This is a genomic window from Acidisoma sp. C75 (assembly GCF_054665095.1).
In genome coordinates this window covers 135,155-159,476 of sequence record NZ_BAAFHD010000003.1, presented here as the reverse complement: position 1 = coordinate 159,476, position 24,322 = coordinate 135,155, and the positions used below count along the sequence as shown (strand labels likewise).

Genomic DNA, 24,322 nt, shown 5'->3' with positions numbered 1-24,322 from the left:
TACCTTGCGGGCTCCGGCCTTGGCCCGAGAAGATCGGAACCGGCCGGCGCGTGCAGGACCATGAAGAACAGCCCGAAACCTAGCGTCTCAAACTCATCAGAAAAACAAGCTATTTCCGATTTTTCAATCTCAATTATAGATTGATCTCTCAGTCTCCGGCGAGGGCCGCCTTGTAGCGGCGGATGGCCTCGGCCCAGCCCATCTCCAGCGCATCCGCCGTCAATTCATGGCCGATCGAGGCTTCGGCAAGGGCCGGCATGGCCGAGACCAGCGCCGGCAGGTTGGCGAGGTTGAGATCATGGCCGACATTGACGGCAAGGCCCCGCGCCCGCGCTGCCGCCGAGGCCGCCGCGCAGGCGGCGAGCAGGCCTTCCGCGCGGCCGGCCCGAAAGGCCTCGGCATAGCCGCCGGTATAGATCTCGATGCCCTCGGCGCCGAGTTCGGCCGCGCGTGGCACGATCGCCGGATCGGGATCGACGAAAAGGATCGCCCGCGTGCCCTGCGCGCGCAGCGCGGCGATCGCGGGGGCAGCCACCGCCGCCTGCGCGGCATCGAGCTTCCAGCCCTCATCGGAGGTGAAGGCGCCCGGCGCATCGGGCACCAGCGTGCATTGCTCGGGCCGCACCTCGGCCACCAGCGCCATGAAGCGCGCATCCGGATAGCCCTCGATATTGAACTCGAAGCCCGGCCGCCAGGGGCGCATCAGCCGGTCGAGCATGGCGACATCGCTCGCGCGGATATGCCGCTCGTCCGGCCGCGGATGCACGGTCAGCCCGTCGGCGCCGGCCGCCTGCGCCAGCCGGGCGAAGCGCTCCACATCCGGCACGCCGGTATGGCGCGAATTCCTGAGAAGCGCGATCTTGTTGAGATTGACGCTGAGCTTGGCCATCGGGGCCTCCGGTCGGTCGGGGAAAAGCGCGGCTATTCGCGGCGGAAGGTGACGACGAGCACATCGCGGAAGGCAGGCTTGCCGGCCTCGATCGGATGCACCGGCGTCACCCCGTGAAAGACGCGGCCATCATCGACGATCGCGGCGTCAAGCGGCTCGGCCAAGGTGAAGCGGGAGACCGGGCGGCGCGCGAGATCGGTGATGCTGGTCTCGCCCTCGGCCACGTTCTCGCGCCGCACCAGCAGCACCAGCACCCAATCGACGCCGTCCCGGTGCAGGCCCTCGGGCGTCGGCCGGCCTTCGCCGCCGCTCGCCGCCTCGATGCGGAACTGGTGCATCTCCACATGCCAGCGCGCCGGCCGCTCCGCCGCCGGGGTGAGGCGGGTGAAGAGGCGGTTGCAGAAGGCGAGGATGGCGCGCGCCGCAGGATGCGCCGCGATCTCCTCGCGCACCGGCTCGAACCACCGCTCCACCCCGCCATTGAGGGCATTGTAGTCCCGGCTCTGATAATGCGGCTGGTGCGGCTTGCGCTCGATCCCGGCCGGGCCGGCGGCGAAGGCGGCGAAGCGCCGGCGCCGATAGCGCCCGCCATCGGCCATGTAGCGATCGAGGCCGAGATCGTCCCAGCTCGCGGCGAAGGCCGCCCAGTCCGCCAGGCCCTCGGCCACGAGGATGGGCGCCATCGCGCTTGCCAGAACCTGGGCGAAACCCGCCTCGGCAACCGCGGCGGCGATCCGCTCTTCATCCGGTCCTGTGCTGGGCATGGCTTGAACGGTCCTCATCCTCGGGTCACATGAATACCGCGGCCTTTGTACACCAGCCCCGAGGCTCCAGGTGGAGGGTGGGCCGCAGGGGAATCATGTGCATGACGCAGCCGCTACTCGGGATCACCATGGGCGATGCCGCCGGCATCGGGCCGGAAATCGTCGTCAAGCTCTTTGCCGGCCGGCAGGCGCCGCATGCCGTGGTCTTCGGCGATGCCGGGGCGCTCGCCCGCGCGGCGGGGCTGCTGGAAGCGCCGGTGCAGATCAACCGCATCGCGGCGCCAGCGGAAGCGCGGATCGCGCCAGGCGTCATCAACCTCCTGCCCGTCAGCACCCTGCCCGAGGATCTGCCGCTCGGCCAGGTGGATGCGCGTGCCGGGCGCGCCGCCTTCGACGCGATCGACGGGGCGATCTCGGCGGCGCTCGCCGGGTCGATCGGCGGCATCGTCACCGCGCCCATCTCGAAGGCGGCGCTGCATGCCGCCGGGATCGACTATCCCGGCCATACCGAAATCCTCGCCGAACGGGCGGGCGTGCCGGATTACGCCATGATGCTCGCCAACCGGGAACTGCGCGTGCTCCTCGTCAGCATCCATGTGCCGCTGGCCGAGGCGGTGCGGCTGGTGACGCCGGAGAACGAGATGCGCGCCATCCGCCTCGCGCACCAGGCGGGGCGGCAGTTCGGCCTTGCCCGTCCGCGCATCGCGGTCGCCGGGCTCAATCCGCATGCCGGGGAAGGCGGGCTGTTCGGGCAGGAGGATTGCGCGGTGATCGCCCCGGCGGTCGCGCAAGCAAAAGCCGAGGGGATCGAGGCGGTCGGCCCGCTCGCTGGGGATACCGTCTTCATGCGCGCCCGCGCCGGGGAATTCGATATCGTCGTCGCCCAGTATCACGATCAGGGGCTGATCCCGGTCAAGTATCTCGGGCTCGACGAGGGGGTGAATATCACCGTCGGCCTGCCCTTCCCGCGCACCAGCGTCGATCACGGCACCGCCTTCGAGATCGCGGGCCAGGGGATCGCGAGCGAGGCGAGCCTTGCCGCCGCCTGCCGGCAGGCGCGCGCCATGCTGGCGGCCTCGGGGGCTTAGCGGGTGGCGGGCGCCATCGCACAAAGGCCATCGCCCGCGGATGGCCGAAGAGGCGAGGCCTCGTGTCGGAAAAAGACAAGACATCGCCGAGCCGCATACCCATGTCGGACCGATGTCTAGATCTCAGCGCGAGGGTGACATCCAATACGGCGCCTTGCCCTATCGCCCGGGGCCGCGCGGTGTCGAAATCCTGCTCATCACCAGTCGGGAGACGCGGCGTTGGGTGATCCCGAAAGGCTGGCCGATGGCGGGGAAGAAGCCCTACCGGGTGGCCGAGATCGAAGCCTTCCAGGAGGCGGGGGTCAAAGGCGTCATCGCGCGGGCGGCAATCGGCAGCTATCCCTATACCAAGCTGCTGCCGGATGGGGAGCAGCGGCTCTGCCTGGTCGATGTCTTTCCCCTCCGCGTGACGCTCGAAGCGGCCAAGTGGCGGGAACAGGCGGAGCGGGAGCGCGCCTGGTTCCCGGTCGAGGCCGCGGTCGAGCGCGTGGATGAAGGCGGCCTCGCCCTGCTGCTCGACGCCTGGCGCTAGCCCGGCAAGCCTGCACCTAGGCGGCGGGCGCGCGGAACCTAGCGATACTGGTCCTCGGTATCGAGATAGGTCGAGACGAAATGCCCAACCGCCTCTTCCAGAGGCGTGCCCGGGCGGTTGTAGCCCGCCGCCTGCAGGCGGGCGGGATTGCTCTCGGTGAAATACTGGTAGCGCGGGCGCATCGCTTCCGGCATTTCGACGAAGCGGATCTTCCGCTCGCGGCCGAGGCTGTCGAAGATCGCGCCGACCAGGTCGATGAAGCTGCGCGCCCGGCCGCTGCCGAGGTTGAACAGGCTGGCGCCGCGATAGCCCGCAAGCAGCCAGAGGATGGCCGCCGCGATATCCTGCACGTAGACGAAATCGCGCAGCTGCTCGCCATCGGCGTAGTCGGGCCGGTAGCTGCGGAAGAGGTCGATCGTTTCGCCCGCGCGGATGCGGGGAAAGTATTTGGAGACGAGGCTCATCATCGGCCCCTTGTGATATTCGTTGGGGCCGAAGACGTTGAAGAATTTCAGCCCGACGCAGACTGGCGGCAGCGCCCGCCCTTCCTGCACCCGCGTCGCCACCACCTGGTCGAAGAGATGCTTGCTCCAGCCGTAGAGATTGAGCGGGCGCAGGCGGCGGAGATAGTCGAGCGAGAGGTCATCCTCGAAGCCCTCCGCGCCGTCACCATAGGTCGCGGCCGAGGAGGCGTAGATGAGCTTGCTGCGATGCTCGGCGCACCAGTCGAGCAGGTTGAGGGAGAAGCGGAAATTCCGCCGCATCGCCTCGTCCCCGTCCGTCATCTGGGTCGAGGAATTGGCGCCCATATGCAGGATCGCCTCGATATCGTGGCGGCGGCCGAGCCAGGCCATCAGCTCGTCCGGCGGCACGATGTCCTGCACGATACGCTTGCGGAGGTTGAGCCACTTTCCTTGATCGCGCAACAAATCGCAGACGACGATGTCATGCCGCCCGGCCTCGTTGAGGGCGGCGACGAGATTGGAGCCGATGAAGCCCGCCCCACCGGTGATGACGATCATGCGGCGGCACTCCCGATCAGATCCAGCGCCGTCATGCCGGCGGAGGTCAGGTGATAGAGGCTGCTGGCCGGCGCCGGCAGATCGGCGAAACCGCCGTGATCGAGCCGCTGTTCCATCCAGAGCCCCGGCGGCGCCGGCTCCAGATAGGCCTGCAGCACCGCGAAGGCTGCGAGGATGCCCTGCTCGCTCGCATCCGGGCGGAGGAATTCCGCCTTCAGCCGCTCCGTCTGCGGCCAGAGGCGCTGGCCCGGCGCTGTCACGCTGCCGTCACTGAGGAGCCCGTCCATGAGGGCGCCGGTCTCGGGATGGCGGCCGAAGCGATCGTTGAAGCCGAGCAGCCCGGCGATCGCGGGGGCGAGCCGGGGCGGCACCGGCAGCCCGGCCGCTTCCGCCCGGGCGCGGAACCAGGCGAGCAGCCAGCTCCATTCGGCATGGTGCCCGGGCTCCACCGCGAAGCGCCCGCCTTCGCGATGCGGCACCAGGCCGCTATCGAAGAATTCCGGCAGCGCGCCCTCCTCCCACTGGAAGAAGCGGGTGAGGAAGAGATCGACGATGCCGGCGGCACGCTGCAGGAAGGGATCGGCGCCGAAGGCCTCGGCCGCCAGCAGGCAGGCTTCCAGCAGGTGCATATGCGGGTTCTGCCGGCGCGGCAGGCTCGGCGGCACGCTCTCGGCATAGCCGCCGGCCGGGTGGCGGAAGACTGCCTGGAGATAGCCATCAAGCGCCAGCGCCTCCGCCCGGATGGTCTCGCTCGGCCGCACCCGCATGGCGGCGGCAAGGGCGAGCAGCACGAAGGCATGGTCGTAGAGATCGCGCCGCGGGTCGATCACCCGGCCGGCGAGATCGAAGCGCCAATGATAGCCGCCATCGACGTCGAAGGCATGGGTGCGCAGATAATGCAGCCCGAGATCGACCGCCTCGGCCGCCTGCGCGAAGCCCGCGCGGCAGGCTTCGGCGAAGACAAAGGTCTGCCGGGTGACGACCCGCAGGCGGCGGAACTCCGCCGCGCAGCCCTGGTCGGCGAGGGAGAGGTATTCGTGAAAGCCGATCGGCCGACCATCGGCCGCGCGGTCGATCCCGCGCGCGAGCCAGAAAGGCCAGGCCTCCTGCCGCAGCCAGCCGAGCGCGGCTGATGCCGCCGCCTGCACGGCCGGGGTGCGGAGCGGCGCGCCCAGGCTGCCCGCGGCCGGGGCCGCCGGCACGCTTTGCGCGCCGGGGGGCACGGCGCGGGGTGCGGCCACCGCCGGGGGGATGATGCTGCCGGTGCCGATGCCGCCCTTCTCAGCCTGTTCCATGCGGCGCATGCGGCCGATCATCTCCGTCGTGCTCGTGTTCGGCATATAGGGGATGATCTCCACCCGCCCGCCATAGGCCTCGACCTCCTGCCAGCCGACCACCGTTTCCAGGCTGTAATCGCCCCCCTTGAACAGCACGTTGGGCCGCAGCCGGGTGATGAGGGAGAGCGGCGTATCCTCCGCGAAGAGGATGACCGCATCCACGGCTTCGAGGGCGGCCGCCACCGTCATCCGCGCGGCCTCGTTCTGCACCGGCCGGTCCGGCCCCTTGAGGCGCCTCACCGAGGCATCGGCATTCAGCGCCAGCACCAGCCGGTCCACCCGGTTGCGGCTCTCGGTCAGCGTCCAGATATGGCCCGGGTGCAGCAGATCGAAGCAGCCATTGGTGAAGCCCACGGCCAGCCCCTCCGCCTGCCAGGCGGCGACCGTGGCGGCCAGCGCCTCCACCGTGCCGAAGATCTTGCCGGAAATCCGGTGCTCGTGCCGCTCCAGCAAAAGCTCGGCGAGGTCCGCCGCGCTCGTCTGCGCGGTGCCTTTCTTGGCGACGGCGACCCCGGCCGCGGCATTGGCGATGCGGGTCGCGGCTTCCATCTCCGCGCCTGCCGCCCGCGCCATGGCGAAGGCGGCGACGAGCGTATCTCCGGCGCCGGAGACATCCACCACCCGCCGGGCGACAGAGGCGAAGCGCGCGACCGTGCGGCCGCCTTCGACCAGTTGCACGCCATGCTGGCTGCGCTTGACGAGGATCGCCCGCACGCCGGTCATCTCGGAAAGCGCGCCGGCGGCCTCCGCCACCGCCCCCTCCTCCTGCGGCACCGGCCGGCCGAGGGCAAGGGAGAGTTCGTGCAGATTGGGGGCGATCACGCTCACCCCGCGATAGCGGGCGAAATCCCGCCCCTTGGGATCGACGATCACCGGCACCCCCTGCCGGGCCGCAGCCGCGGCGACCGCCGCGATGAGATCGGGGTGCAGCACGCCCTTGAGATAGTCGGAGAGGATCACGACATCGGCCTCCCCGATCGCGCCGAGCGCGCGGTCGATGAGGGTCGCGAGCACTGGGCCCGCCGCCGGCCGCGCCGTCTCCCAATCGAGCCGCAGGAGATGGGTGTTGTATTGCGGATTGACCAGCCGGATCTTGACCGTCGTGCTCCGCTCCGGATCGGGCACGAGATCCGCCTCGATCCCCGGATGCCGCGCGAGTTCGCGGCCAAGCTCCCCCGCCACCGGATCGGCGCCGACGAGGCCGAGCAGCCGGCAGCGCCCGCCGAGGCCGAGCAGATTGACCGCGACATTGGCCGCCCCGCCCAGCATCTCCTCCTGCCGCTCGGCAGCGAGGATGAGCGAGGGCGCTTCCGGCGACACGCGATCGGTGCGGCCATAGATGAAGCGGTCGAGCATGACATCGCCGATCACGAGCGCACGCCGCCCCTTCATCGCGGCCAGGATATCGGCGATCGGCATCGGCATCGGATCAGGCTCCCTCGGGCTCGTCTCGCGCTCCCCGCTTACTCCGCCGCGGCGAAAATGGCCAAATGCCGCTTTTCGGGCGCGGCCCTTCGCGCCGCCGCGCCGCCCTTTCCCATCGGAGCAGGATCTGCTCTAGGGAATGGAGCCGCCCGCCGCCCTCCGGCGCGCCCCGGTTCCGACGAGAGGCCATGCAGCGCATCGATCCCGCACCACTCCTGGCGCTTCCCGGCGTCGCGCCCGTGCTGCAGGCCCTGCCTGGGGCGCGCATCGTCGGCGGCGCGGTGCGCGATCTGCTCGCCGGGCGGCCGGTGCATGATGTCGATATCGCCACACCGCTCCGCCCCGATGCGGTCATCGCGGCACTCGGCGCGGCTGGCCTGCGGGTGATCCCGACCGGCCTCGCGCATGGCACCGTCACCGCCATCGCGGGCGGGGCGAGCCTCGAAATCACCACCCTCCGCCAGGATCTGGAGACCGATGGCCGGCACGCGGTGGTGGCCTTCACCGATGATTTCGCGGCCGACGCGGCGCGGCGGGATTTCACCATCAACGCCATGTCCCTCACGGCCGACGGCACGCTCTTCGATTACTTCGCGGGCCGGGAGGATCTGGCGGCCGGGCGGGTGCGCTTCGTGGGCGCCCCGGCCGCGCGCATCGCCGAGGATTACCTCCGCGTGCTCCGCTACTTCCGCTTCCAGATCCGCTATGGGCGGAGGCCGCCTGACGCGGCGACGGCCGAGGCGCTCGCCGCCGCCCACGACAAGCTCGGCCGCCTGTCGGCGGAGCGCGTCTGGTCCGAGATGAAGCGGATCCTGGGGACGGACGATCCCCGTGCCGGCCTCGGCCTGATGGCGGAACTCGGCATCCTCGCCGCCCTCCTGCCGGAGGCGTCGGCCGATTGGCCTGCCGGGCTCGACCGGCTGATCGCGGGCGAAGCGCCGGCCGAGCCGGTGCTGCGGCTCGCCGCCCTCATCGGCGGCAGCCCAGCCTCCGCGGCGCCGCAAGCGGCGGAGGCGGTGGCCCGGCGCTGGAAGCTCTCCACCGCCGAACGCGGCAAGCTTGCCGGGCTCGGCGCCCCGCCGCCGCCGCTCGATGCGAGCGATGCCGCACTGCGCCAGGCACTGGCCGAGACGCCGAAGGACCGGCTGATCGGGCGCGTCTTTCTGCATCATCCGCCGGGGGAGGCCGCCGCCCTGCTGCGCAGGCGCATCGCCACCATGCCGGTGCCGGTCTTCCCGCTGCACGGCCGCGACGGCATCGCGCTCGGCCTGCCGCCGGGCCCCGCCCTCGGTGCCGCCCTGGCCGAAGTACGCCGCTGGTGGCTGGCGCGCGGCTGCCGCGATGATGCGCAAGCCTGCCGGGCAGCCCTCGCCAGGGTGGCCGGGCGCGCGCGTTCTTGATACACGCGCCGCCGATGAGCACATTCCCGACCGACGAATCGACCCGCGTCCTGGTCTCGCGCCTGTGGCGGGAGCATTTGCGCCTTTACAAGGGGCGCATCGTCATCGTGGCGATCCTCACCGCCCTGGTGGCGGGGGCGACCGCGCTCTACCCCGCGGTGATCGACCAGGCCTTCAGCATGTTCGTGCGGAAGGACCAGCGCATCCTCTACCAGATCCCGATCCTCGTCCTCATCGTCACCGGCTTCAAGGCGGCGGTGCAGTTCGGCCAGTCGGTGGCGACGCAGAACCTCGTGCTGCTCGTCATCCGGGATCTGCAGGTGCGTATGTTCGGCCATCTCATGACGGCCGATCTCCAGCGGATGGAGCGCGAGGCCCCGGCCCAGCTCGCCGCCCGCTTCACGACCGACGCGACGACGATCCGCGAGGCGATGACGCGCGCCGTCAACGGCGTTTCGGATGCGATGACGGTCATCGGCCTGCTCGCCTCGATGATCTATATGGACTGGCTGCTGAGCGTCCTGGCGCTCGCCCTCTACCCGCTGGCGGCGGTGCCGGTGCAGCGCATCGGCAAGCGCGTGCGCCGCGCTTCGGGCAATATGCAGGAGCGCATGGGCGAGACGGCGATGATGCTCAACGAGAGCTTCGCGCAAAGCCGCACGGTGCGCGCCTACGGGCTCGAAGCCGCCGAGCGGCGCCGCGCCGAGCAGGTCTTCGGCCAGCTCTATCGCGCGCTGCTCCGAATGGTGCGCTCCCGCGCGCGGACCGACCCGATGCTCGAAGTGCTGGGGGGCGTCACCGTTGCGCTCGTCATCGGCTTCGCCGGCTGGCGGGCCGCGGCGGGCACGGCGACGCTCGGCAATTTCTCCGGCTTCGTCGCCGCGCTGATGCTGGCCTCGCGGCCGCTCCGCGCGCTCGGCTCGCTCAACGCCGCGGTGCAGGAGGGGCTCGCCGGCCTCGTCCGCGTCTTTTCGGTGATTGACGAGCCGCCGGCGATCACCGATGCACCGCAGGCGCAGCCCCTGCCGGCGGGCCCGGGCGCGCTGCGCTTCGAAGAGGTCAGCTTCACCTATCCCGATGGCCGGCCGGGCCTGCGCGGCCTGAGCTTCGAGGCGCGGCCGGGCCAGACCATCGCCCTCGTCGGCGCCTCGGGCGCGGGAAAATCGACCGCGCTCGCCCTCATTCCCCGCCTCTACGAGGTGGAGGGCGGGGCGATCCTGGTGGACGGCATGGATATCCGCCGCGCGACCCTGGCCAGCCTCCGCAGCGCCATCGCCTATGTCGGCCAGGATTCGCTGCTTTTCGACGATACGGTGGAGGCGAATATCCGCATGGGCCGGGCGGAGGCCTCGGACGCCGAGGTTTTCGCCGCCGCGCAATCGGCCGCCGCCTTCTTCATCGCCGATCTGCCCGAGCAGGGGGAAACCATGGTCGGCCATGGCGGCAACCGTCTCTCGGGCGGGCAGCGGCAGCGGGTGGCGCTCGCCCGCGCCTTCCTGCGCAATCCGCGCATCCTGCTGCTCGATGAGGCGACCAGCGCGCTCGATGCGGAAAGCGAAGCGGCGGTGCAGACCGCCCTCACCCGCCTGCGCGAAGGGCGCACCACCATCGTGGTGGCGCATCGGCTCTCCACCGTGCGCAGCGCCGACCGGGTCGTCGTCATGGCCGAGGGCCGGGCGGTGGAAAGCGGCACCCATGCCGAACTGATGGCCGCGGATGGGGTCTATGCGCGGCTGGTACGAACCCAGGGGTTGATGCCATGAGCGATGACGCGCGAGACGGGGCCACGAACCAGGAGATGCGGGACCGCGCCATCCGCGAAGCCGTCTCGGCCCGGTTCGCAGAGCAGGTGGCGTTTCTCGCCGCCCTCGTCCGCCATCCGTCCGACAATCCGCCGGGCGATTGCGCGCCCCATGCCGCCCGCACGGCCGATCTGCTGGAAGGCCTCGGCTTCACCGTCGAACGCCATCCGGTGCCGGCGGCGCTGGTGCGCGCGGCGGGCATGATCTCGGCCACCAATCTCATCATCCGTGATCGTTTCGGCCAAGGCCCGGTAGTGGCGCTCAACGCGCATGGCGATGTCGTCGCCCCTGGCGAGGGTTGGACGCAGGAGCCCTATGGCGCCGCCATTGTCGATGGCCGCATGTTCGGCCGCGGCGTCGCCGTGTCCAAATCGGATTTCGCGACCTATGCCTTCGCGCTGCTCGCGCTTCGTGCCGCGGGCGCGGCGCTCGGCGGCACGGTGGAGCTGCACCTTACCTACGATGAGGAAACCGGCGGGCTGATCGGCCCGGGCTGGATTCTGGAGCAGGGCCTATCACGCCCGGATTACGCGATCAGCGCCGGCTTCGCCTATGGCGTAACGATCGCCCATAATGGCTGCCTGCATCTGGAGGTGACGGTGCGCGGCCGCTCCGCCCATGCCGCGCGGCCGGAAACCGGGGCCGATGCGCTGGCCGCGGCGACCCAGGTGCTCACCGCGCTCTATGCCTTCCGCAGCGGCCTTGCCGCGCGGGTTTCGGCGGTTGCCGGCATCGGCCACGCCAATCTCAACGTCGGGCTCATCAGCGGCGGCATCAACACCAATGTGGTGCCGGACAAGGTGAGCTTCCGGATCGACCGGCGGATGATCCCCGAGGAGAAGCCCGATGCGGTGGAGCAGGAGCTGCGCGACGTTATCGCCGCGGCCGCCGCCGGCCTGCCGGGCATCACCGTCGATGTCGCGCAGATCCTGGTGGTGCGGCCGATGGCGGTTGTGCCGGGGCAGGAGAGGCTTGTCGCCGCCCTGCGCGAAGCGGCGGGGCTGGTGCTCGGCGAAGAGATCGGCGCCGAGGGGACGCCGATCTATTGCGATGCCCGGCTCTATACCGAGCGCGGCATCCCGACCGTGCTCTACGGCGCCGGGCCCCGCACCATGCTGGAGGCCAACGGCCACCGCGCGGATGAGAACCTCGCCCTCGCTGATCTCAAGGCCGCGACCGAGGTGGTGGCGCTCGCCCTCACCCGCCTGCTGCCGGGCTGAGCCGCAGGCCGCAGGCAGCGACAGCGGCGCCGACGTGCCCGGCCGACGGCTCACATCTTCTGCTGCACGGCCTGGGCGGCATTGGTGGTTGCCTGCCCGGTGTTCTTCACGTCCTGGCCGGCGCCGGCCACGGTGTTGCAGCCGGCCAGGCTGATCGTCGCGCCGGCGAGGGCGAGGCCGAGGAGCGCGAGACGCATCCAGCCCATCTCTGCCGCTATTGCTTTCCTCATAGATCCGAACTCCCTGGAGCAGACCCTGGCCGGATGGAATTACCCGGCGGGGAACCATGCTCGCCACAAGACTGACGAGGAGCGGCGAGCATGGCGCGATCAGTCTGCCCTTGCCCGACGGCTCACCGATCAGGGAGAGGTGGGCGCCCGGCCGGGGAGGGGAAGCAACAACGGGCCGTCACATTCCTGTCATGGAACCGCGCTCAGTGGGCGGTGGAGGACAGGGCATAGGCGGCGGCGACGATCTCGCTCGCGAAATCGCCATTGCTGCCCTGCTGACGGGTATTGGTGAGGGCGACCGCGCTCAGCCCCGCTTGCGGATCGACCCAGAAGCTCGTGCCATAGGCGCCACCCCAGCGCCAGCTGCCCGGGCCTTGCCGCGTCTGGGCGGCTGCCGGATCGCGCAGGCAGGCGACGCCGAGGCCGAAGCCCCAGCCTGGATCGTCAAGGGCGAGAGCCGGGATCGCATCACGCGTGAAGACGGCGGCCGAGGCCGGGGAGAGGATCGGCGCGCCGCCACCGCGGATCGCTTCGAGAAAGCGCAGATAATCGGCCGCCGTGCCGATCATGCCCGCGCCGCCCGAGGGGTAGGCGGCGGCATCATAGGCGCGGCCGGGCGAGAAATGCACCGTGCCGCCCTCCGCTTCGTGCAGCACGAAAGGATCGGTCATGCGCTGGGGCGGCGCGCCTGGTTCCGGCGGATCGGCATAGGGCGTGGCGAGCGGCGTCTCGGCGCTGGCGAGGAAAGAGGTCTCGCCCATGCCGAGCGGGCCCGTCACCCGCTCCTCGATGATGCTCGGCAGGCTCTGCCCGGTGGCGGCTTCCAAAACCGCGCCCAGGACATCGGTCGCCAGGGAGTAGTGCCAGCCGCTGCCGGGCGCGAAGCGCAGCGGCTCGGCGGCGAGGCGGCGGAGATTTTCCGCGAGATCGATGCCCGGCCGGTCCAGCCCGTCCGAAATCCCGGCGGCGACATAGGCGCTCGGCTCTGGCTGCTGGAAACCATAGGAAAGCCCGGCGGTATGGGTGAGGAGATGGCGGAGCGTGATCACCGCCGGCGTGCCTTCGCTGGTGCGCGGGATGAAGCCGGGGAGAAAGCGCGTCACCGGATCATCCAGGGCCAGGAGCCCGGCCTCGGCGAGCGCGAGGGTCGCGACCGAGACGATCGGCTTCGTCATGCTCGCCAGCCGAAAGACGGTGCCGGGCCGCATCGGCTCCCCCGTCTCGCGGTCAGCAAGGCCGAAGGCGGCATCATAGACGCGTCGGCCATGGCGCAGGATATGGACCACGCCACCCACCAGCCGCTGCTCGTCCAACACCCGCAGGAGCAGCGCATCGATCGCGCGGGCCGCCGCTTTCTCGACCATCACCATCACCGTCCTGCCTCAGAAATCCGCATTCCGATCATCCGCGAAATCCCCGAAGTTATCGGCCAGGGCGAGGATCTCGGGCTCGGCGCGGAAGGTCTCGCGCTGTTCCGGCGTCAACAGCCGCCAGAGCACGCGGGCGAGATCCTCAAGGTCGGCGAGGCGCTGCGCGGTATCCGCGGTCTCGCCATGGATGCGGGCGAGGGCGATGTAGCTGTCGATCCGATCCGGATCGAAGCGCGGGCCGCCGGCTCCGCCGCCGCTTGCTGACATGGGTGCGCGTCCTTTTCTGATCCGGTCCTGATCCGGGCGAAGCCGAGGCTAAAGCAGATCCTCGCGGATGACATCATCCGCGCGGGAAGAACGCCCCACCCCCGTATCAAGCTGGCCGCGACAGGCGGGAGCGCAAGCGAGCGACGGCCTTCCCGCGTCCATTTTTTGGTTGCAATTGTCTATCACCATAACATTCGTGCATGCCGGCTTTACGCATTCGTTGTAGCGAATGATGCACGTTATTCTGGACATTGATCGCTGAAACGCATATGGTGCGCTGCAACAACAGATTAGGAGCTTCTCCCATGGCTGGTTTCGCAAACTTCAACGGCACCCAGTTCCGCCAGAACGACCTGCCGACCGCGACCGATTTCCTCGGTTTCGCCACCGCCTTCCGCGGCCTCCGCCTCCTCGCCCAGAACCTGGCCGAGCGCCGGGCCGAACGCCGCGAACGCCTGGTGATGGCGCGGGAGCTTGACACCTACAGCGATCGCGAACTCGGCGAGCTTGGCTTCAGCCGCGCCGACCTGCCCGCCATCGTCGCCGGCACCTACCGCCGCTAACTGCCCGGCAGGGCCTGGGTGCGGCTCCGCCCAGGCCCTGGCCTGCCTGCTCTTTCGAGCCCCTCGCCTATCTCCGGCTCTCAGAAGGCCGATCGCCCTCACCCTGCTTCCGGGGCGCCTTCGCCGAGCAAGTCATGCAGCCGGCTGAGGATCACCCGCGGGTGGTAGGGCTTGGCCTCGAACGGGCCTTCGGCGGAAAGCTGATGCGCCGCCGCGACACTGCGGGCATTGCCCGAGGTCAGCAGAACCTTCACCCCCGGACGATGGCGCTTGATCCATTGCGCCAGGGCGAAGCCATCCAGATCCCCCGGCATCTGCACATCGCTGAAGACGGCATCCACCCCCGCCGGTGAGCGCAGCACGCCGAGCGCCTCCGCGGCATCGCCTGCTTCGATCACCTGATAGCCGCTTTCGCGAAGATGGTCGGCGATGACGAGGCGGATCAACACCTCGTCTTCAACCACGAGCACGGTCGGCGCTCCGCTCGGCGGAAGAGAGTTGGTGGCTTGCATCGCGCTGGGTCACCTCGCTCGGCCTTCAGACGTGGCGCGCCGGGGGCGCCGCACAAGGGCGCCGCGGATAGCCGGCCGCCTGGCCGCGCGCACAAGCCCGTCATCCTCTCAAGACCCACCGCTGCTGGACGCGATCAAATGTTATGTTATAACGTTCTGGCCAACCTCGGAGACCAGAATGCGCCCGCTGCGAGACCACCTTCCGCTTTCCCGCCGCCTGCTTGCTGCCCGCCGCCTGCTTCCCGGCCTCGTCCTCGCCGCCGCGGCGCTTCTGCTCGGCCAGGCGTCGCCCGCCGCCGCCCAGGCGCCGATCGCCGCGATCGGCATCGAGAACGAATACGCCGATGTCATCGCCCAGATCGGCGGATCGGCGGTCGTGGCGCGCTCGATCATCAGCGATCCGAATACCGATCCGCATAGTTTCGAGATCAGCCCCCGCATCGCGGGCGAGATCGCCGGCGCCGCCCTCATCGTCGAGAACGGGCTCGGCTACGACGCCTGGGCCGACAAGATGATCGCAGCCGCGCCCCGCCGCGGCCGCATCGTCATCAACGTCCAGCATCTGCGGCATTTGAGCGACGCGACGCCCAACCCGCATCTCTGGTACGATCCGGCGACGATGCCGGCCGTCGCCGCCGCCATCGCGCAGGCACTCGGCCATCTCGATCCGGCACAGGCAGCGGTCTTCGCGGAACGTGCGCGGGCCTTCGATGCGAGCCTCCAGCCGTGGGATGCGGCGCTCGGCGCCCTCGCGCGCGATTTCCCGGGCGCGCCCGTGGCGGTGACGGAGCCGGTGGGCGATGCCATGCTGGTCGCCGCCGGGGCCCGCATCCTCACCCCTTTCGCACTCGAAGCCGCCATCATGAACGATACCGATCCGGCGCCGCAGGATGTGAGCCGGCAGAACCGGCTGCTGGCCGGGCGGATGGTGCGGGTGCTGCTCTACAACCAGCAGGTGACGGACCCGTTGACCGCGAGCTTCCTGGCACTTGCCCGCAAGCACGGCATTCCCGTCGTCGGCCTCTATGAAACCATGCCGGAGCCCGGCTATCATTATCAGAGTTGGATGCTCGCCGAAGCCGCCGCGCTGCGCCGGGCCCTGGCCGCGCGGGTTTCAACCGAAAGCCTGCTGCCGCCACCCCAGCCGGCCCCGTGAACACCGCCTGGCACCAGCATCACCACCGCCGGCCAGCCTGTGCCCGGCGCCGATCCGAACCACGAGCCGAGCCACGACCGCCGATGCCGATGACCGACCGCAGAGAGACGCTGGATGTGGCGGGGTTGACGGTCTCCCGCGCCGGGCGGGAGGTGCTGCGCGCGGTGCGCTTCACCCTCGCCCCGGGCAGCCTCTGCGGGCTGATCGGCGCCAATGGCTCCGGCAAGACGACGCTGCTCCGCGCCATTCTCGGCCTGGTGCCGGCCGCACCCGGCGCCATCCGCTTCGCGGGGCAAAGCCGGGCACCGCGCGGCTTCATCGGCTACGTGCCGCAAGCCATCGGTTTCGAGAGCGACCTGCCGCTGCGGGCGCGCGATGTCGTCGCCCTCGGGCTCGACGGCGCGGCTTTCGGCCTGCCGCTCCCCTCCCGCGCGCGGCGGGCGCGGGTCTCCGCGATGCTCGCCGCCGTCGGCGCGGAAGCCTTCGCCGACCAGCGCATCGGCGCGCTCTCGGGCGGCCAGCAGCAGCGCATCCTCATCGCCCATGCAATGATCCGCCGCCCGCGGCTGCTGCTGCTCGATGAGCCCTTGGCCAATCTCGATGTCCGCGCGGTCGCCGAGGTGGTGGCGCTGCTCCGCCGCCTCGCGGCCGAAGCCGGGGTCAGCATCCTCGTCTCGGCGCATGACATGAACCCCCTGCTCGGCGCGATGGATCAGGTGGTCTATCTCGCCCAAGGCCGCGCCGCCGCCGGGCCGACGGAGGCGGTGATCCGCAGCGCGGTGCTGAGCGGGCTTTACGGCCATCCGGTCGAGGTGCTGCGCGTGCATGGCCGGGTGCTGATCGTCCCCGCCGCGGAAATCGCGCAGCCGCCGCTGCCGCCAGGGGCTGGCACCGCGCGCGCCGATACGGGCCCCGATGCGGATCGGGAGGCGCGCACCGGCGCCGCCCCGCTGCTCGGCCTGCGCTGAGCATGTCGCTCCTGACCCTGCCCGCTCTGCTGCCCGCGGGCTTCCTGGCGAGCGGCCCGGTGCAGACGGCGCTTGCCGTCGGCGGTGGCGCTGCCCTCGTCTCGGCGATCATCGGCGTCTTTACCGTCATTCGCGGGCAGAGCTTCGCCGGCCATGCGCTGGCCGATCTTTCCAGCGCGGGCGGGGCAGCGGCCTTCCTGCTCGGCATCAGCCCGCTCTGGGGCTTCCTCGGCATCGCGCTGATCGCCGCCGGCGCGCTGGAGGCGGCCGGCCTCCGCCATGGGCGGCAGCGGGATCTCGCGACCGGCATCGTCATGGGGGCGGGGCTCGGCCTTACTGCCCTCCTTCTGCATTTCGCGATTGCGGCACGGAGTTCGGGCGGGGCGGCCGTCGCCGTGATGTTCGGCTCGATCTTCGCGATCCCGCCCGGGCTCGTAGCACCCGCGCTGCTGCTGGGCGCTGCCGCACTGGCGGCCTGCATCCTCGCCTTCCGGCCGCTGCTGCTGACGGCGCTCGGCGCCGATCTCGCCGCCGCCCAGGGTCTTGCGCCCCGCGCCGTCAGCCTGCTGCACCTCGTGGTGCTCGCCCTCGCCGTCACCCTCTCGGCAATGACCGTCGGCGCCATTCTCTCGACCGCGCTGCTCATCGGCCCGGCGGCGGCGGCGGTGCGCCTCGCCCGCAGCCCCGGCCGGGCGGTGCTGCTCGCCATGCTGCTGGGCCTCGCCACCACCTGGGGCGGCATCCTGCTCGCCTATGTGAGCTATGACTGGACGCCGGGGCATGCCTGGCCGGTCAGTTTCTTCGTGGTGAGCCTCATCTTCGTGCTGCACCTGCTGCTCGGCGCCGGGCGAGGGTTGCGGCTGCGCAGCCGAGCGGCGAGCGCCCGAGCGGCGGGCGGCCCCGCGGCGCGCGGCCCGGCGGCCGCAGGCTGAGGCGGCTGATGTTCGCCTCCTTCATGCTCAATGGCTGGCTGCTCGGCACCCTGGTCGGCCTGCTCGCCGGGATCGTCGGCTTCTTCGTCGTGCTGCGCGGGGCGAGCTTCGCTGCCCATGCCCTGCCGCTCAGCGCCTTTCCCGGCGCGGCGGCGGCCGATCTGCTCGGCCTGCCGCAATTCTGGGGGCTCGTGGCCTTTGCCCTTCTCGGCGTGCTCGGCATCGCTGAGCTTGGGCGCCGGCAGCGGCGGGATGTGGCGACCGCCCTCACCCTGATAGCGCTGCTCGGCCTCGGCACGCTCTTCCTCAGCCTCTCGGGCCATTACGCCCAGGGCGTCTATGCCCTGCTCTTCGGCCAGCTGGTGGCGGTGAGCCGGGCGGAGATCCTGCCGGTGGCGCTGCTCGCCCTCGTCATCCTCACCGCCATCGCCCTCGCCTTCCGGCCGCTGCTGCTCGGTGCGCTTTCGGCCGATCTGCTCGCGGCCCAAGGCGGCCGGCCGGGGCGCACGGATCTCCTCTTCCTCGCCCTTCTCGGCCTCGCCACCGCCGCCACCCTGCCGGTGGTTGGCGCGCTCCTGGTCTTCAGCCTCATGGTCGGGCCGCCGGCCGCCGCCCGCCGCCTCGCCAGCCGCCCGGGCAGCGCGCTGGCGCTCTCCGCCGGTCTCTCGCTGTTCACCGTCTGGGCCGCGATCGCCCTCGCCTATGAGACCGACTGGCCGATCGGCTGCTTCGTCGGCGGTATCGCGGCACTCCTCTATGCCGGCGCCGGCTGGGCGGCGCCCCGCCTCGGCGCGCTCCAGCGCCGCGCCCCGGCAGCCCCCGCCGTCTGACCCCTCGCCTATTGCAGTTCGAGCGCCCGCACCGCCATGGCGACGGCGGCGGTGCGCGTCTCGACGCCGAGCTTCGGGTAGATCTGCTCCAGATGCTTGTTCACCGTGCGGTAGCTGACATCGAGGATCTGCCCGATCTCCCGATTGGCCTTGCCCCGGGCGAGCCAGAGCAGCACCTCGCTCTCCCGCCGCGTGATCTTGAGCCGGGCCTGCAGCCGGTCCAGCTCCTGCCCGCTATCCTGCTCCACCACCCGCAGCAGGAACTCGTTTTCCCCCATCTGGCCGAGGAGCGCGAAATCAAGCCGCCGCCCCGCCTCCGGCCTCCCGATCCCGCTGACCGAGACGAGGGGCGGGGCCGCGTGCGGATCACGCGCGCGCAGAGCGAGCCAGGCGCGCACCTCCTCGGGAAGCGGCATGCCGGGCGCGAGATCGCCAAGCAGGCGCATCGCATTCTGGGTCGCCCAGCGCAGCAGACCTTCCCGCGTGACCGCGAGCAGGTAGCGGCCGGAGGCATCCATCGCCGCCTGGGTGCTGAGCGCGATCCGCGCATTGGCGAGATGGACGCGGATACGGGCGATGAGTTCGCCCGCCACCACGGGCTTCGTCACGTAATCGACGCCGCCGGCCTGTAGCCCCGCCACCACGCTTTCGGTATCGGTCAGGCCGGTCATGAAGATGACGGGCACCAGCGCCATGCCGGGGCGGGATTTGAGGCGCCGGCAGGTCTCGAACCCGTCGATCCCCGGCATCCGCGCATCCATCAGGATGACATCCGGCGTCACCTGCTCCAGCAGGGTCAGCGTCATCTCCCCTTGCAGCGCGACGAGCGCGTTGAAGCCCGCCGGCTCCAGCGCATCGACGAGGAAGCGGAGCGTCGCCGGCTCATCATCCACCACCAGGATGGTCGGGCGGGCTCCGGTATCAGGCGGCAAGGTCACGGTCGAGTTCCTCCAGCGTCGCGATGAACTCGGGGAGGCGCAGCCCGGCGAGGAGCCCGGCGAGTTCCTCGACCAGCCCCCGCGCTTCGGGGATCGTCACGGCGAGACGCGCGAGTGATTCCTCAAGGCCGCGCACGAAGCCGATGCGGGCCAGATCGCGCAGCGCCGCGAGATGCGGGCGGAGCGCGGCCGCCGCACGATCCCGCCCCTGGCCTTCCGCGCGCGCGCCGGGCAGCGGCTCCATGATCCAATCGAGCTGGAGGTGGCGGCCGATCGTTTCGAGCAGCTTGTGCAGGTTCACGGGCTTCGGCAGCACCGCATCGTAGCTCGCGCCCTGCCCCAGCCTGAGCTGCGGGGCATGCGCGGTGAGCATGACGATGGGCGTCTTCTGGTGCCAGCCGCCGCGCAGCCGCCGGCCGAGTTCCAGCCCGTCCAGCTCCGGCGCCTCCGCCTGCGGCATCGAGAGGTCGAGCAGGAAGAGATCGGCCGGGCAATCGGCCGCCAGGCGCAGGCAGGTCGGCCCGTCCTGGGCGATGAGCAGCGTGAAGCCGAGCGGGGTCAGCGCCTGCTGCAGGAAAGCGCTGTGCACCGCATTGTCCTCGGCCGCGATGATGGTGCGCCGCGGGCCATGATAGCCGATGATGCGCTGCGGCCGGCGGAGTTCGAGGGGCACGCGCCGGCCAGGGGAGAGCAGCAGCTGCACCTTGAAGCGGCTGCCCAGGCCCGGCTGGCTTTCGACCGAGATCTGCCCGCCGAGGATTTCGACCAGCAGCTTGGTGATGGTCAGGCCGAGGCCGATCCCGGGCACGCTCGCCGTCGCCGCGCGCTCGAAGGGTTCGAAGATGCGGGCCAGATCGGCGGCCGGGATGCCGGGCCCGGTATCGCTCACCTCGAATTCCATGACCTGGCCCGGAATGCGCAAGGCCAGGCGGATTTCTCCGCGGCTGGTGAATTTCAGCGCGTTGGAAAGCAGGTTGATGAGGATCTGGCGGAGGCGCAACTCATCCATGAAGACCGTGCCGGGCAGGTTGGGCGGTGCCTCGAACTGGAAGGAGAGCCCCTTGGCCGCCGCCTGCAGGCGGAACATGGCGGAGATCTGATCGAGGAATTCGGCGAAGTTCACCTCCCGCCGCTCGATCTCGATACGCCCGGCCTCAATCTTGGAAATATCCATCAGCCCCTCGATGAGGCTGTGCAGATGCTCGGCGCCGCGGCGGATGATGCTGATGCTCTCCCGCCGCGGCGGGGGAATGCTGTCATCCGTCTCCAGCAGCTGGGCATAGCCAAGCACGGCGTTGAGCGGCGTGCGAAGCTCGTGGCTGACACCGACGATGAAGCGCGTCTTGGCGATATTGGCCGCCTCCGCCACCTCCCGGGCGCGGGCGAGCTTCGCATCCGTCCGCCGGTGCGCGTCGATTTCGGAGAGCAGCAGCTGGGTCTGCCGCCGGCTCTCAAGCTCGGCGGCGCGAGACGCGTCGCGCGCCAGAACCTGGAGCCAGGCCGAGACACCGGCGACCAGCAGGATGCAGACGAAGACGCGCCAGAAGGCGCCGGCGAGCACGCGGCCCATGCCCGGATGCTGATGCGAGGCCTGCCAGTAGAAGGCGAGGAAGATCACCCCGAAGACGAGGAAGGTGAGGCCGAAGACGCCCAGGAAGCGCAGCAGCGCCGGATCGAGCCGGCGGCGGAGCGCCGGCGGCAGCGCCCATTCGAGCGCCGCGCTGAGCTGCGCGCCGTAGCGCGCATGCGGCTTGCAGGCATCATGGCAGCGGGATTCGAGCGTGCAGCAGAGCGAGCAGATGGGCGCGGCATAGACCGGGCAATGCGCCATGTCCTGCGGCTCGAAGGCGTTGCCGCAGACGCCGCAGACCCGCGCCCCCATTGCGGCCCAGGCCCGCCGCGGCCGGCGCGCCTGGTAGAAGCGCCCGCCCGTCGCCGCCGCCAGCAGCGGCACGGCGAGCAGCGCCACGGCCAGCGCCAGAAAGGGCGCGAAGGCTTTCGGCGCCGCGCCGATCAGCCCCGCGGTGGAAAGCCCGCCCACGAGCGTTGCGAGCAGCATGGCGCCGGTGCCGACCGGATTGATGTCGTAAAGATGCGCGCGCTTGAACTCAATCGCCCGCGGGCCGAGCCCGAGGCCTTTGACGAAGAGCAGGTCGGCGAAGATGGCGCCGATCCAGCCGCAGGCAAGCACCGAATAGAAGGCGAGGATCGGCTGGATCGAACGGTAGATGTCGAGTTCCATGAGCAGGAGACCGATCATCGCGTTGAAGACGAGCCAGACGACGCGGCCGGGATGACGATGGGTGAGGCGGGAGAAGAAGTTCGACCAGGCGATTGAGCCGGCATAGGCATTCGTCACGTTGATCTTGGTCTGCGCGACAGCGACGAGCAGGGCGGCCGCCAGCAAGGCGGCGTGCGGCGGCAGGGCGAGGCTATAGGCCGCGCGATAGAGGGCGATCGGCTGCGTCGCCTGCGCCCCGGTCGCCCCCCCGGCGATGACGAGCACGGCGAGCAGCGACCCCGCGAGAAGCTTGACGAGGCCGGGCAGGATCCAGCCCGGGCCCGAGACGATCAGCGCCAGCCACCAGCGCAGATGCCGGCCGGGCTCGGGCTCGGGCAGGAAGCGGAGGTAGTCCGCCTGCTCGCCGATCTGCGCGATGAGCGAGACGAGCACGGAGGCGGCGGCGCCAAAGGCGAGCCAGGAAAAGCCCGGCCCATGCGTGCCGGCGAAATGCAGCCAGGCCGGGGCGAGAGCGGGATGCCAGGCGAGGAACAGGAGCGGCAGGAAGTTGAGCAGCAGCCAGACAGGCTGCGTCCAGGCCTGCAGGCGGCTGATGAAGGTGATGCCGTAGGCGACGAGCGGGATGATGCCGAGGGTGGTCAGCACGTATCCATAATGCAACGAAATGCCGAAGACCTCGCGCAGCATATCGGCGAAGATCGAGGCTTCGAGGGCAAAGAAGATGAAGGTGAACGAGGCATAGATGAGCGAGGTGACGGTAGAGCCGATATAGCCGAAGCCGGCGCCGCGCGTCAGCAGATCGATATCCACGCCGGCGCGCGCCGCGACATAGGCGATCGGGGCGGCGGTGATGGCGATGAGCAGCCCGACGGCGAGGATCGCGGCCAGCGCATTCAGCGTGCCGAATTGCAGGGTGATCGCGGCGCCGAGCGCTTCGAGCGCGAGAAAGGAGGTAGCACCGCAAGCGGTATGGGCGACGCGGGGAGCGGAAAACCGCCGCGCCGCGCGCGCCGTGAAGCGCAGCGCGTAATCCTCCATCGTCTCATCGGCGACGAATTGGTTGTAGGAGCGATGGACGGGGGAAATTCTCTGTCGGAACGCCATGTCATCCCTGGGCCAGAGCCAGAAGATTACCTGTCGAGACGGCGGAGGCGCATACGCATTCCTCCGTATTCCGCTCGCGCAGCAGATTCCCGAACCTCCGAGCCTTGGCGCGCAGACCGTTTCCCGCAACCACGCTGCCTGATGGAGAGGCATCATGCCCGAGACGCTGATCGAGATCGATCTCAAGGCTTCGCCCTTGGAGAACGACATGCTGCATAATCGCTGGCATCCGGATATTCCCATGGTCGCCAAGGTGAAGCCGGGCGACGATTTCATCCTGCAATGCTATGACTGGACCGGCGGATTTATCAAGAATAATGATAGCGCCGACGACGTTCGTGACGTGGACCTGACGACGGTGCATTATCTCTCCGGCCCCGTCGAGGTCGAAGGCGCCGAGCCCGGCGATCTTCTGGTCGTCGATTTCCTCGATATTGGCGTGCTGCCCGGCAACGAATGGGGCTTCAACGGCTTCTTCTCCAAGAAGAATGGCGGCGGGTTTTTGACGGACTATTTCCCGCAGGCGCAGAAATCGATCTGGGACATCAGCGGCATGTTCACCCGCTCGCGCCATATTCCGGGCGTGAGCTTTGCCGGGCTCATCCATCCCGGCCTCATCGGCTGCCTGCCCGACCGGCCGATGCTCGAAGCCTGGAACGCGCGCGAGGCGGCGCTGATCGCGACCAATCCGGGCCGGGTGCCGGGGCTGGCCAATCCGCCTTTCGCGGCGACGGCGCATATGGGCCGCATGACGGGCGCGGCGCGGGATGCGGCGGCCGCCACCGGCGCGCGCACGGTGCCGCCGCGCGAGCACGGCGGCAATTGCGATATCAAGGATCTCTCGCGCGGGGCGCGAGTCTATTTTCCGGTCTATGTCAAGGGTGCCGGGCTCTCGGTCGGTGATCTGCATTTCAGCCAGGGCGATGGCGAGATCACCTTCTGCGGCGCCATCGAAATGCCGGGCTTCATCCATCTCGGCATCCATTCCCTGATCAAGGGCGGGATGGCCAAATACGGCATCAAGAACCCGATCTTCAAGCCGAGCCCGATCAAGCCGAACTACCAGAACTACCTCATCTTCGAAGGTATTTCGGTGGACGATGCCGGCGGCCAGCACTACCTCGATATGTTCGTCGCCTATCAGCAGGCCTGCCTCAACGCCATCAACTACCTCAAGAAGTTCGGCTATTCCGGCGCGCAGGCCTATTCCATCCTCGGCACGGCGCCGGTACAGGGCCATGTCTCCGGCATCGTCGATGTGCCCAATGCCTGCGCCACGCTCTACCTGCCGACGGAGATTTTCGAATTCGATATCATGCCCTCGGCCGCCGGCCCCTCGCCCTTCGACATGGGCGGCGTGGACCTGCCGCTCTCGCCGGATCTCTGACGCCATGCCGCTCTACGATTATCTCTGCGCCGATTGTGGAGCCTTCACGGCCGAGCGGCCGATGGCGCTCTTCGATGCGGCGATGGATTGCCCCGCTTGCGGTAGGAGCGCGCCGCGCGCGCTTCTCACCGTCCCGCATCTCGCGACGATGGAGGGGCACCGGCGGCGGGCCCATGGGGTGAACGAGCAGAGCGCGCACGCGCCGGCAACCACAGCCGCAACCGGGCGCCATCCGCCCGGCTGCGGCTGCTGCGGCAGGAGCAAAGGCCGCGTTGCCGATGCGCCGGCCGCCGCCAAAAGCTTCCCCTCAAGCCGCCCCTGGATGATCAGTCACTGACGCAACA

At 69.9% G+C, this 24,322-nt stretch carries 22 protein-coding genes; 12 read left to right on the top strand and 10 right to left on the bottom strand.

Translation table 11 applies throughout. The annotated features are described in order from the left end of the window. Positions 1-148: 148 nt before the first annotated feature. Positions 149-889, bottom strand: a complete 741-nt coding sequence (locus tag ACYQ7X_RS05120) for a pyridoxine 5'-phosphate synthase (protein WP_459695777.1) — start codon at positions 887-889, stop codon at positions 149-151. A gap of 32 nt (positions 890-921) precedes the next feature. Beyond that, a complete protein-coding gene (locus ACYQ7X_RS05115) occupies positions 922-1,653 on the bottom strand; it encodes a 2OG-Fe dioxygenase family protein (RefSeq protein WP_459695776.1) in 732 nt (243 codons plus the stop codon). Between the two features lie 101 nt (positions 1,654-1,754). On the opposite strand from ACYQ7X_RS05115, the gene pdxA reads away from it, so the two are divergent. Both pdxA and ACYQ7X_RS05105 read left to right on the top strand, forming a co-directional pair. After that, positions 1,755-2,741: a 4-hydroxythreonine-4-phosphate dehydrogenase PdxA gene (gene pdxA / locus ACYQ7X_RS05110; RefSeq protein WP_459695775.1), complete on the top strand. Its 987-nt coding sequence runs from the start codon at positions 1,755-1,757 to the stop codon at positions 2,739-2,741. Between the two features lie 112 nt (positions 2,742-2,853). Next, complete coding sequence (locus ACYQ7X_RS05105) at positions 2,854-3,273, top strand: NUDIX hydrolase (RefSeq protein WP_459695774.1); 420 nt, start codon at positions 2,854-2,856, stop codon at positions 3,271-3,273. Positions 3,274-3,311: 38 nt separating this feature from the next. On the opposite strand, the gene rfaD is transcribed toward ACYQ7X_RS05105, so the two are convergent. Beyond that, positions 3,312-4,295 (bottom strand): ADP-glyceromanno-heptose 6-epimerase, encoded by a 984-nt coding sequence (rfaD, locus tag ACYQ7X_RS05100; RefSeq protein WP_459695773.1) that lies wholly within the window; start codon positions 4,293-4,295, stop codon positions 3,312-3,314. Then, positions 4,292-7,057 carry a PfkB family carbohydrate kinase gene (locus tag ACYQ7X_RS05095; protein ID WP_459695772.1) on the bottom strand — a complete coding sequence of 922 codons (2,766 nt, stop codon included), beginning with the start codon at positions 7,055-7,057 and terminating at the stop codon, positions 4,292-4,294. The genes rfaD and ACYQ7X_RS05095 overlap by 4 nt, the downstream gene beginning before the upstream one ends. A 188-nt stretch (positions 7,058-7,245) precedes the next feature. Between ACYQ7X_RS05095 and ACYQ7X_RS05090 the strand changes: the two genes are divergently transcribed. Genes ACYQ7X_RS05090 through ACYQ7X_RS05080 form a run of 3 tightly spaced genes read left to right on the top strand, consistent with a single transcriptional unit; the run spans position 7,246 to position 11,479 of the window. Next, complete coding sequence (locus ACYQ7X_RS05090; protein WP_459695771.1) at positions 7,246-8,457, top strand: CCA tRNA nucleotidyltransferase; 1,212 nt, start codon at positions 7,246-7,248, stop codon at positions 8,455-8,457. A 14-nt stretch (positions 8,458-8,471) separates the two neighbouring features. Continuing rightward, the gene (locus ACYQ7X_RS05085) at positions 8,472-10,220 is read left to right on the top strand and encodes an ABC transporter ATP-binding protein (RefSeq protein WP_459695770.1); all 1,749 of its coding nucleotides are present in this window, start codon (positions 8,472-8,474) and stop codon (positions 10,218-10,220) included. Continuing rightward, positions 10,217-11,479 carry a M20/M25/M40 family metallo-hydrolase gene (locus tag ACYQ7X_RS05080; RefSeq protein ID WP_459695769.1) on the top strand — a complete coding sequence of 421 codons (1,263 nt, stop codon included), beginning with the start codon at positions 10,217-10,219 and terminating at the stop codon, positions 11,477-11,479. Before ACYQ7X_RS05085 ends, ACYQ7X_RS05080 begins: the two co-directional genes overlap by 4 nt. A gap of 50 nt (positions 11,480-11,529) precedes the next feature. On the opposite strand, the gene ACYQ7X_RS05075 is transcribed toward ACYQ7X_RS05080, so the two are convergent. From ACYQ7X_RS05075 to ACYQ7X_RS05065, 3 genes are all read right to left on the bottom strand, one after another. Next, positions 11,530-11,709, bottom strand: coding sequence for an entericidin A/B family lipoprotein (locus ACYQ7X_RS05075; RefSeq protein WP_459695768.1), 180 nt, complete (start codon positions 11,707-11,709; stop codon positions 11,530-11,532). 203 nt (positions 11,710-11,912) lie between these two features. Next, a complete protein-coding gene (locus tag ACYQ7X_RS05070) occupies positions 11,913-13,079 on the bottom strand; it encodes a serine hydrolase domain-containing protein (protein WP_459695767.1) in 1,167 nt (388 codons plus the stop codon). Between the two features lie 12 nt (positions 13,080-13,091). Next, positions 13,092-13,346, bottom strand: coding sequence for a hypothetical protein (locus tag ACYQ7X_RS05065; RefSeq protein ID WP_459695766.1), 255 nt, complete (start codon positions 13,344-13,346; stop codon positions 13,092-13,094). Between the two features lie 305 nt (positions 13,347-13,651). Between ACYQ7X_RS05065 and ACYQ7X_RS05060 the strand changes: the two genes are divergently transcribed. After that, positions 13,652-13,909 carry a hypothetical protein gene (locus ACYQ7X_RS05060; RefSeq protein WP_459695765.1) on the top strand — a complete coding sequence of 86 codons (258 nt, stop codon included), beginning with the start codon at positions 13,652-13,654 and terminating at the stop codon, positions 13,907-13,909. 98 nt (positions 13,910-14,007) lie between these two features. Here the strand turns inward: ACYQ7X_RS05060 and ACYQ7X_RS05055 are convergent, their stop codons facing one another. Then, on the bottom strand, positions 14,008-14,379 hold the full coding sequence (locus ACYQ7X_RS05055) for a response regulator (protein ID WP_459695764.1): 372 nt from the start codon (positions 14,377-14,379) through the stop codon (positions 14,008-14,010). Between the two features lie 220 nt (positions 14,380-14,599). On the opposite strand from ACYQ7X_RS05055, the gene ACYQ7X_RS05050 reads away from it, so the two are divergent. The 4 genes from ACYQ7X_RS05050 (at position 14,600) to ACYQ7X_RS05035 (ending at position 18,307) form a co-directional block, all read left to right on the top strand. Then, positions 14,600-15,577 carry a metal ABC transporter solute-binding protein, Zn/Mn family gene (locus tag ACYQ7X_RS05050; protein WP_459695763.1) on the top strand — a complete coding sequence of 326 codons (978 nt, stop codon included), beginning with the start codon at positions 14,600-14,602 and terminating at the stop codon, positions 15,575-15,577. A gap of 89 nt (positions 15,578-15,666) precedes the next feature. After that, positions 15,667-16,545 (top strand): metal ABC transporter ATP-binding protein, encoded by an 879-nt coding sequence (locus tag ACYQ7X_RS05045; protein WP_459695762.1) that lies wholly within the window; start codon positions 15,667-15,669, stop codon positions 16,543-16,545. A 2-nt stretch (positions 16,546-16,547) separates the two neighbouring features. Continuing rightward, entirely contained in the window at positions 16,548-17,477 is a 930-nt protein-coding gene (locus ACYQ7X_RS05040) for a metal ABC transporter permease (RefSeq protein ID WP_459695760.1), read from the top strand. Positions 17,478-17,485: 8 nt separating this feature from the next. Further along, a complete protein-coding gene (locus ACYQ7X_RS05035) occupies positions 17,486-18,307 on the top strand; it encodes a metal ABC transporter permease (RefSeq protein ID WP_459695759.1) in 822 nt (273 codons plus the stop codon). Between the two features lie 8 nt (positions 18,308-18,315). Here ACYQ7X_RS05035 and ACYQ7X_RS05030 read toward each other — a convergent pair whose 3' ends face one another. Both ACYQ7X_RS05030 and ACYQ7X_RS05025 read right to left on the bottom strand, forming a co-directional pair. Further along, positions 18,316-19,245, bottom strand: coding sequence for a response regulator (locus ACYQ7X_RS05030; protein WP_459695758.1), 930 nt, complete (start codon positions 19,243-19,245; stop codon positions 18,316-18,318). Next, positions 19,229-22,591: a hybrid sensor histidine kinase/response regulator gene (locus tag ACYQ7X_RS05025; protein ID WP_459695757.1), complete on the bottom strand. Its 3,363-nt coding sequence runs from the start codon at positions 22,589-22,591 to the stop codon at positions 19,229-19,231. Before ACYQ7X_RS05025 ends, ACYQ7X_RS05030 begins: the two co-directional genes overlap by 17 nt. A 154-nt stretch (positions 22,592-22,745) precedes the next feature. On the opposite strand from ACYQ7X_RS05025, the gene fmdA reads away from it, so the two are divergent. Both fmdA and ACYQ7X_RS05015 read left to right on the top strand, forming a co-directional pair. Continuing rightward, on the top strand, positions 22,746-23,978 hold the full coding sequence (fmdA, locus tag ACYQ7X_RS05020) for a formamidase (protein ID WP_459695756.1): 1,233 nt from the start codon (positions 22,746-22,748) through the stop codon (positions 23,976-23,978). Between the two features lie 4 nt (positions 23,979-23,982). Further along, positions 23,983-24,315, top strand: coding sequence for an FmdB family zinc ribbon protein (locus ACYQ7X_RS05015; RefSeq protein WP_459695755.1), 333 nt, complete (start codon positions 23,983-23,985; stop codon positions 24,313-24,315). Positions 24,316-24,322 lie beyond the last annotated feature (7 nt).

Bases quoted from the DNA above. Each gene is read 5' to 3' on its own strand.
- ACYQ7X_RS05040 (WP_459695760.1), top strand. From the start codon at position 16,548: ATGTCGCTCCTGACCCTGCCCGCTCTGCTGCCCGCGGGCTTCCTGGCG.
- pdxA (WP_459695775.1), top strand. From the start codon at position 1,755: ATGACGCAGCCGCTACTCGGGATCACCATGGGCGATGCCGCCGGCATC.
- rfaD (WP_459695773.1), bottom strand. From the start codon at position 4,295: ATGATCGTCATCACCGGTGGGGCGGGCTTCATCGGCTCCAATCTCGTC.
- ACYQ7X_RS05015 (WP_459695755.1), top strand. From the start codon at position 23,983: ATGCCGCTCTACGATTATCTCTGCGCCGATTGTGGAGCCTTCACGGCC.
- ACYQ7X_RS05120 (WP_459695777.1), bottom strand. From the start codon at position 889: ATGGCCAAGCTCAGCGTCAATCTCAACAAGATCGCGCTTCTCAGGAAT.
- ACYQ7X_RS05060 (WP_459695765.1), top strand. From the start codon at position 13,652: ATGGCTGGTTTCGCAAACTTCAACGGCACCCAGTTCCGCCAGAACGAC.
- ACYQ7X_RS05045 (WP_459695762.1), top strand. From the start codon at position 15,667: ATGACCGACCGCAGAGAGACGCTGGATGTGGCGGGGTTGACGGTCTCC.
- ACYQ7X_RS05025 (WP_459695757.1), bottom strand. From the start codon at position 22,591: ATGGCGTTCCGACAGAGAATTTCCCCCGTCCATCGCTCCTACAACCAA.
- ACYQ7X_RS05090 (WP_459695771.1), top strand. From the start codon at position 7,246: ATGCAGCGCATCGATCCCGCACCACTCCTGGCGCTTCCCGGCGTCGCG.
- ACYQ7X_RS05080 (WP_459695769.1), top strand. From the start codon at position 10,217: ATGAGCGATGACGCGCGAGACGGGGCCACGAACCAGGAGATGCGGGAC.
- ACYQ7X_RS05105 (WP_459695774.1), top strand. From the start codon at position 2,854: ATGTCTAGATCTCAGCGCGAGGGTGACATCCAATACGGCGCCTTGCCC.
- ACYQ7X_RS05070 (WP_459695767.1), bottom strand. From the start codon at position 13,079: ATGGTGATGGTCGAGAAAGCGGCGGCCCGCGCGATCGATGCGCTGCTC.
- ACYQ7X_RS05075 (WP_459695768.1), bottom strand. From the start codon at position 11,709: ATGAGGAAAGCAATAGCGGCAGAGATGGGCTGGATGCGTCTCGCGCTC.
- ACYQ7X_RS05065 (WP_459695766.1), bottom strand. From the start codon at position 13,346: ATGTCAGCAAGCGGCGGCGGAGCCGGCGGCCCGCGCTTCGATCCGGAT.
- ACYQ7X_RS05050 (WP_459695763.1), top strand. From the start codon at position 14,600: ATGCGCCCGCTGCGAGACCACCTTCCGCTTTCCCGCCGCCTGCTTGCT.
- ACYQ7X_RS05035 (WP_459695759.1), top strand. From the start codon at position 17,486: ATGTTCGCCTCCTTCATGCTCAATGGCTGGCTGCTCGGCACCCTGGTC.
- ACYQ7X_RS05085 (WP_459695770.1), top strand. From the start codon at position 8,472: ATGAGCACATTCCCGACCGACGAATCGACCCGCGTCCTGGTCTCGCGC.
- fmdA (WP_459695756.1), top strand. From the start codon at position 22,746: ATGCCCGAGACGCTGATCGAGATCGATCTCAAGGCTTCGCCCTTGGAG.
- ACYQ7X_RS05115 (WP_459695776.1), bottom strand. From the start codon at position 1,653: ATGCCCAGCACAGGACCGGATGAAGAGCGGATCGCCGCCGCGGTTGCC.
- ACYQ7X_RS05095 (WP_459695772.1), bottom strand. From the start codon at position 7,057: ATGCCGATGCCGATCGCCGATATCCTGGCCGCGATGAAGGGGCGGCGT.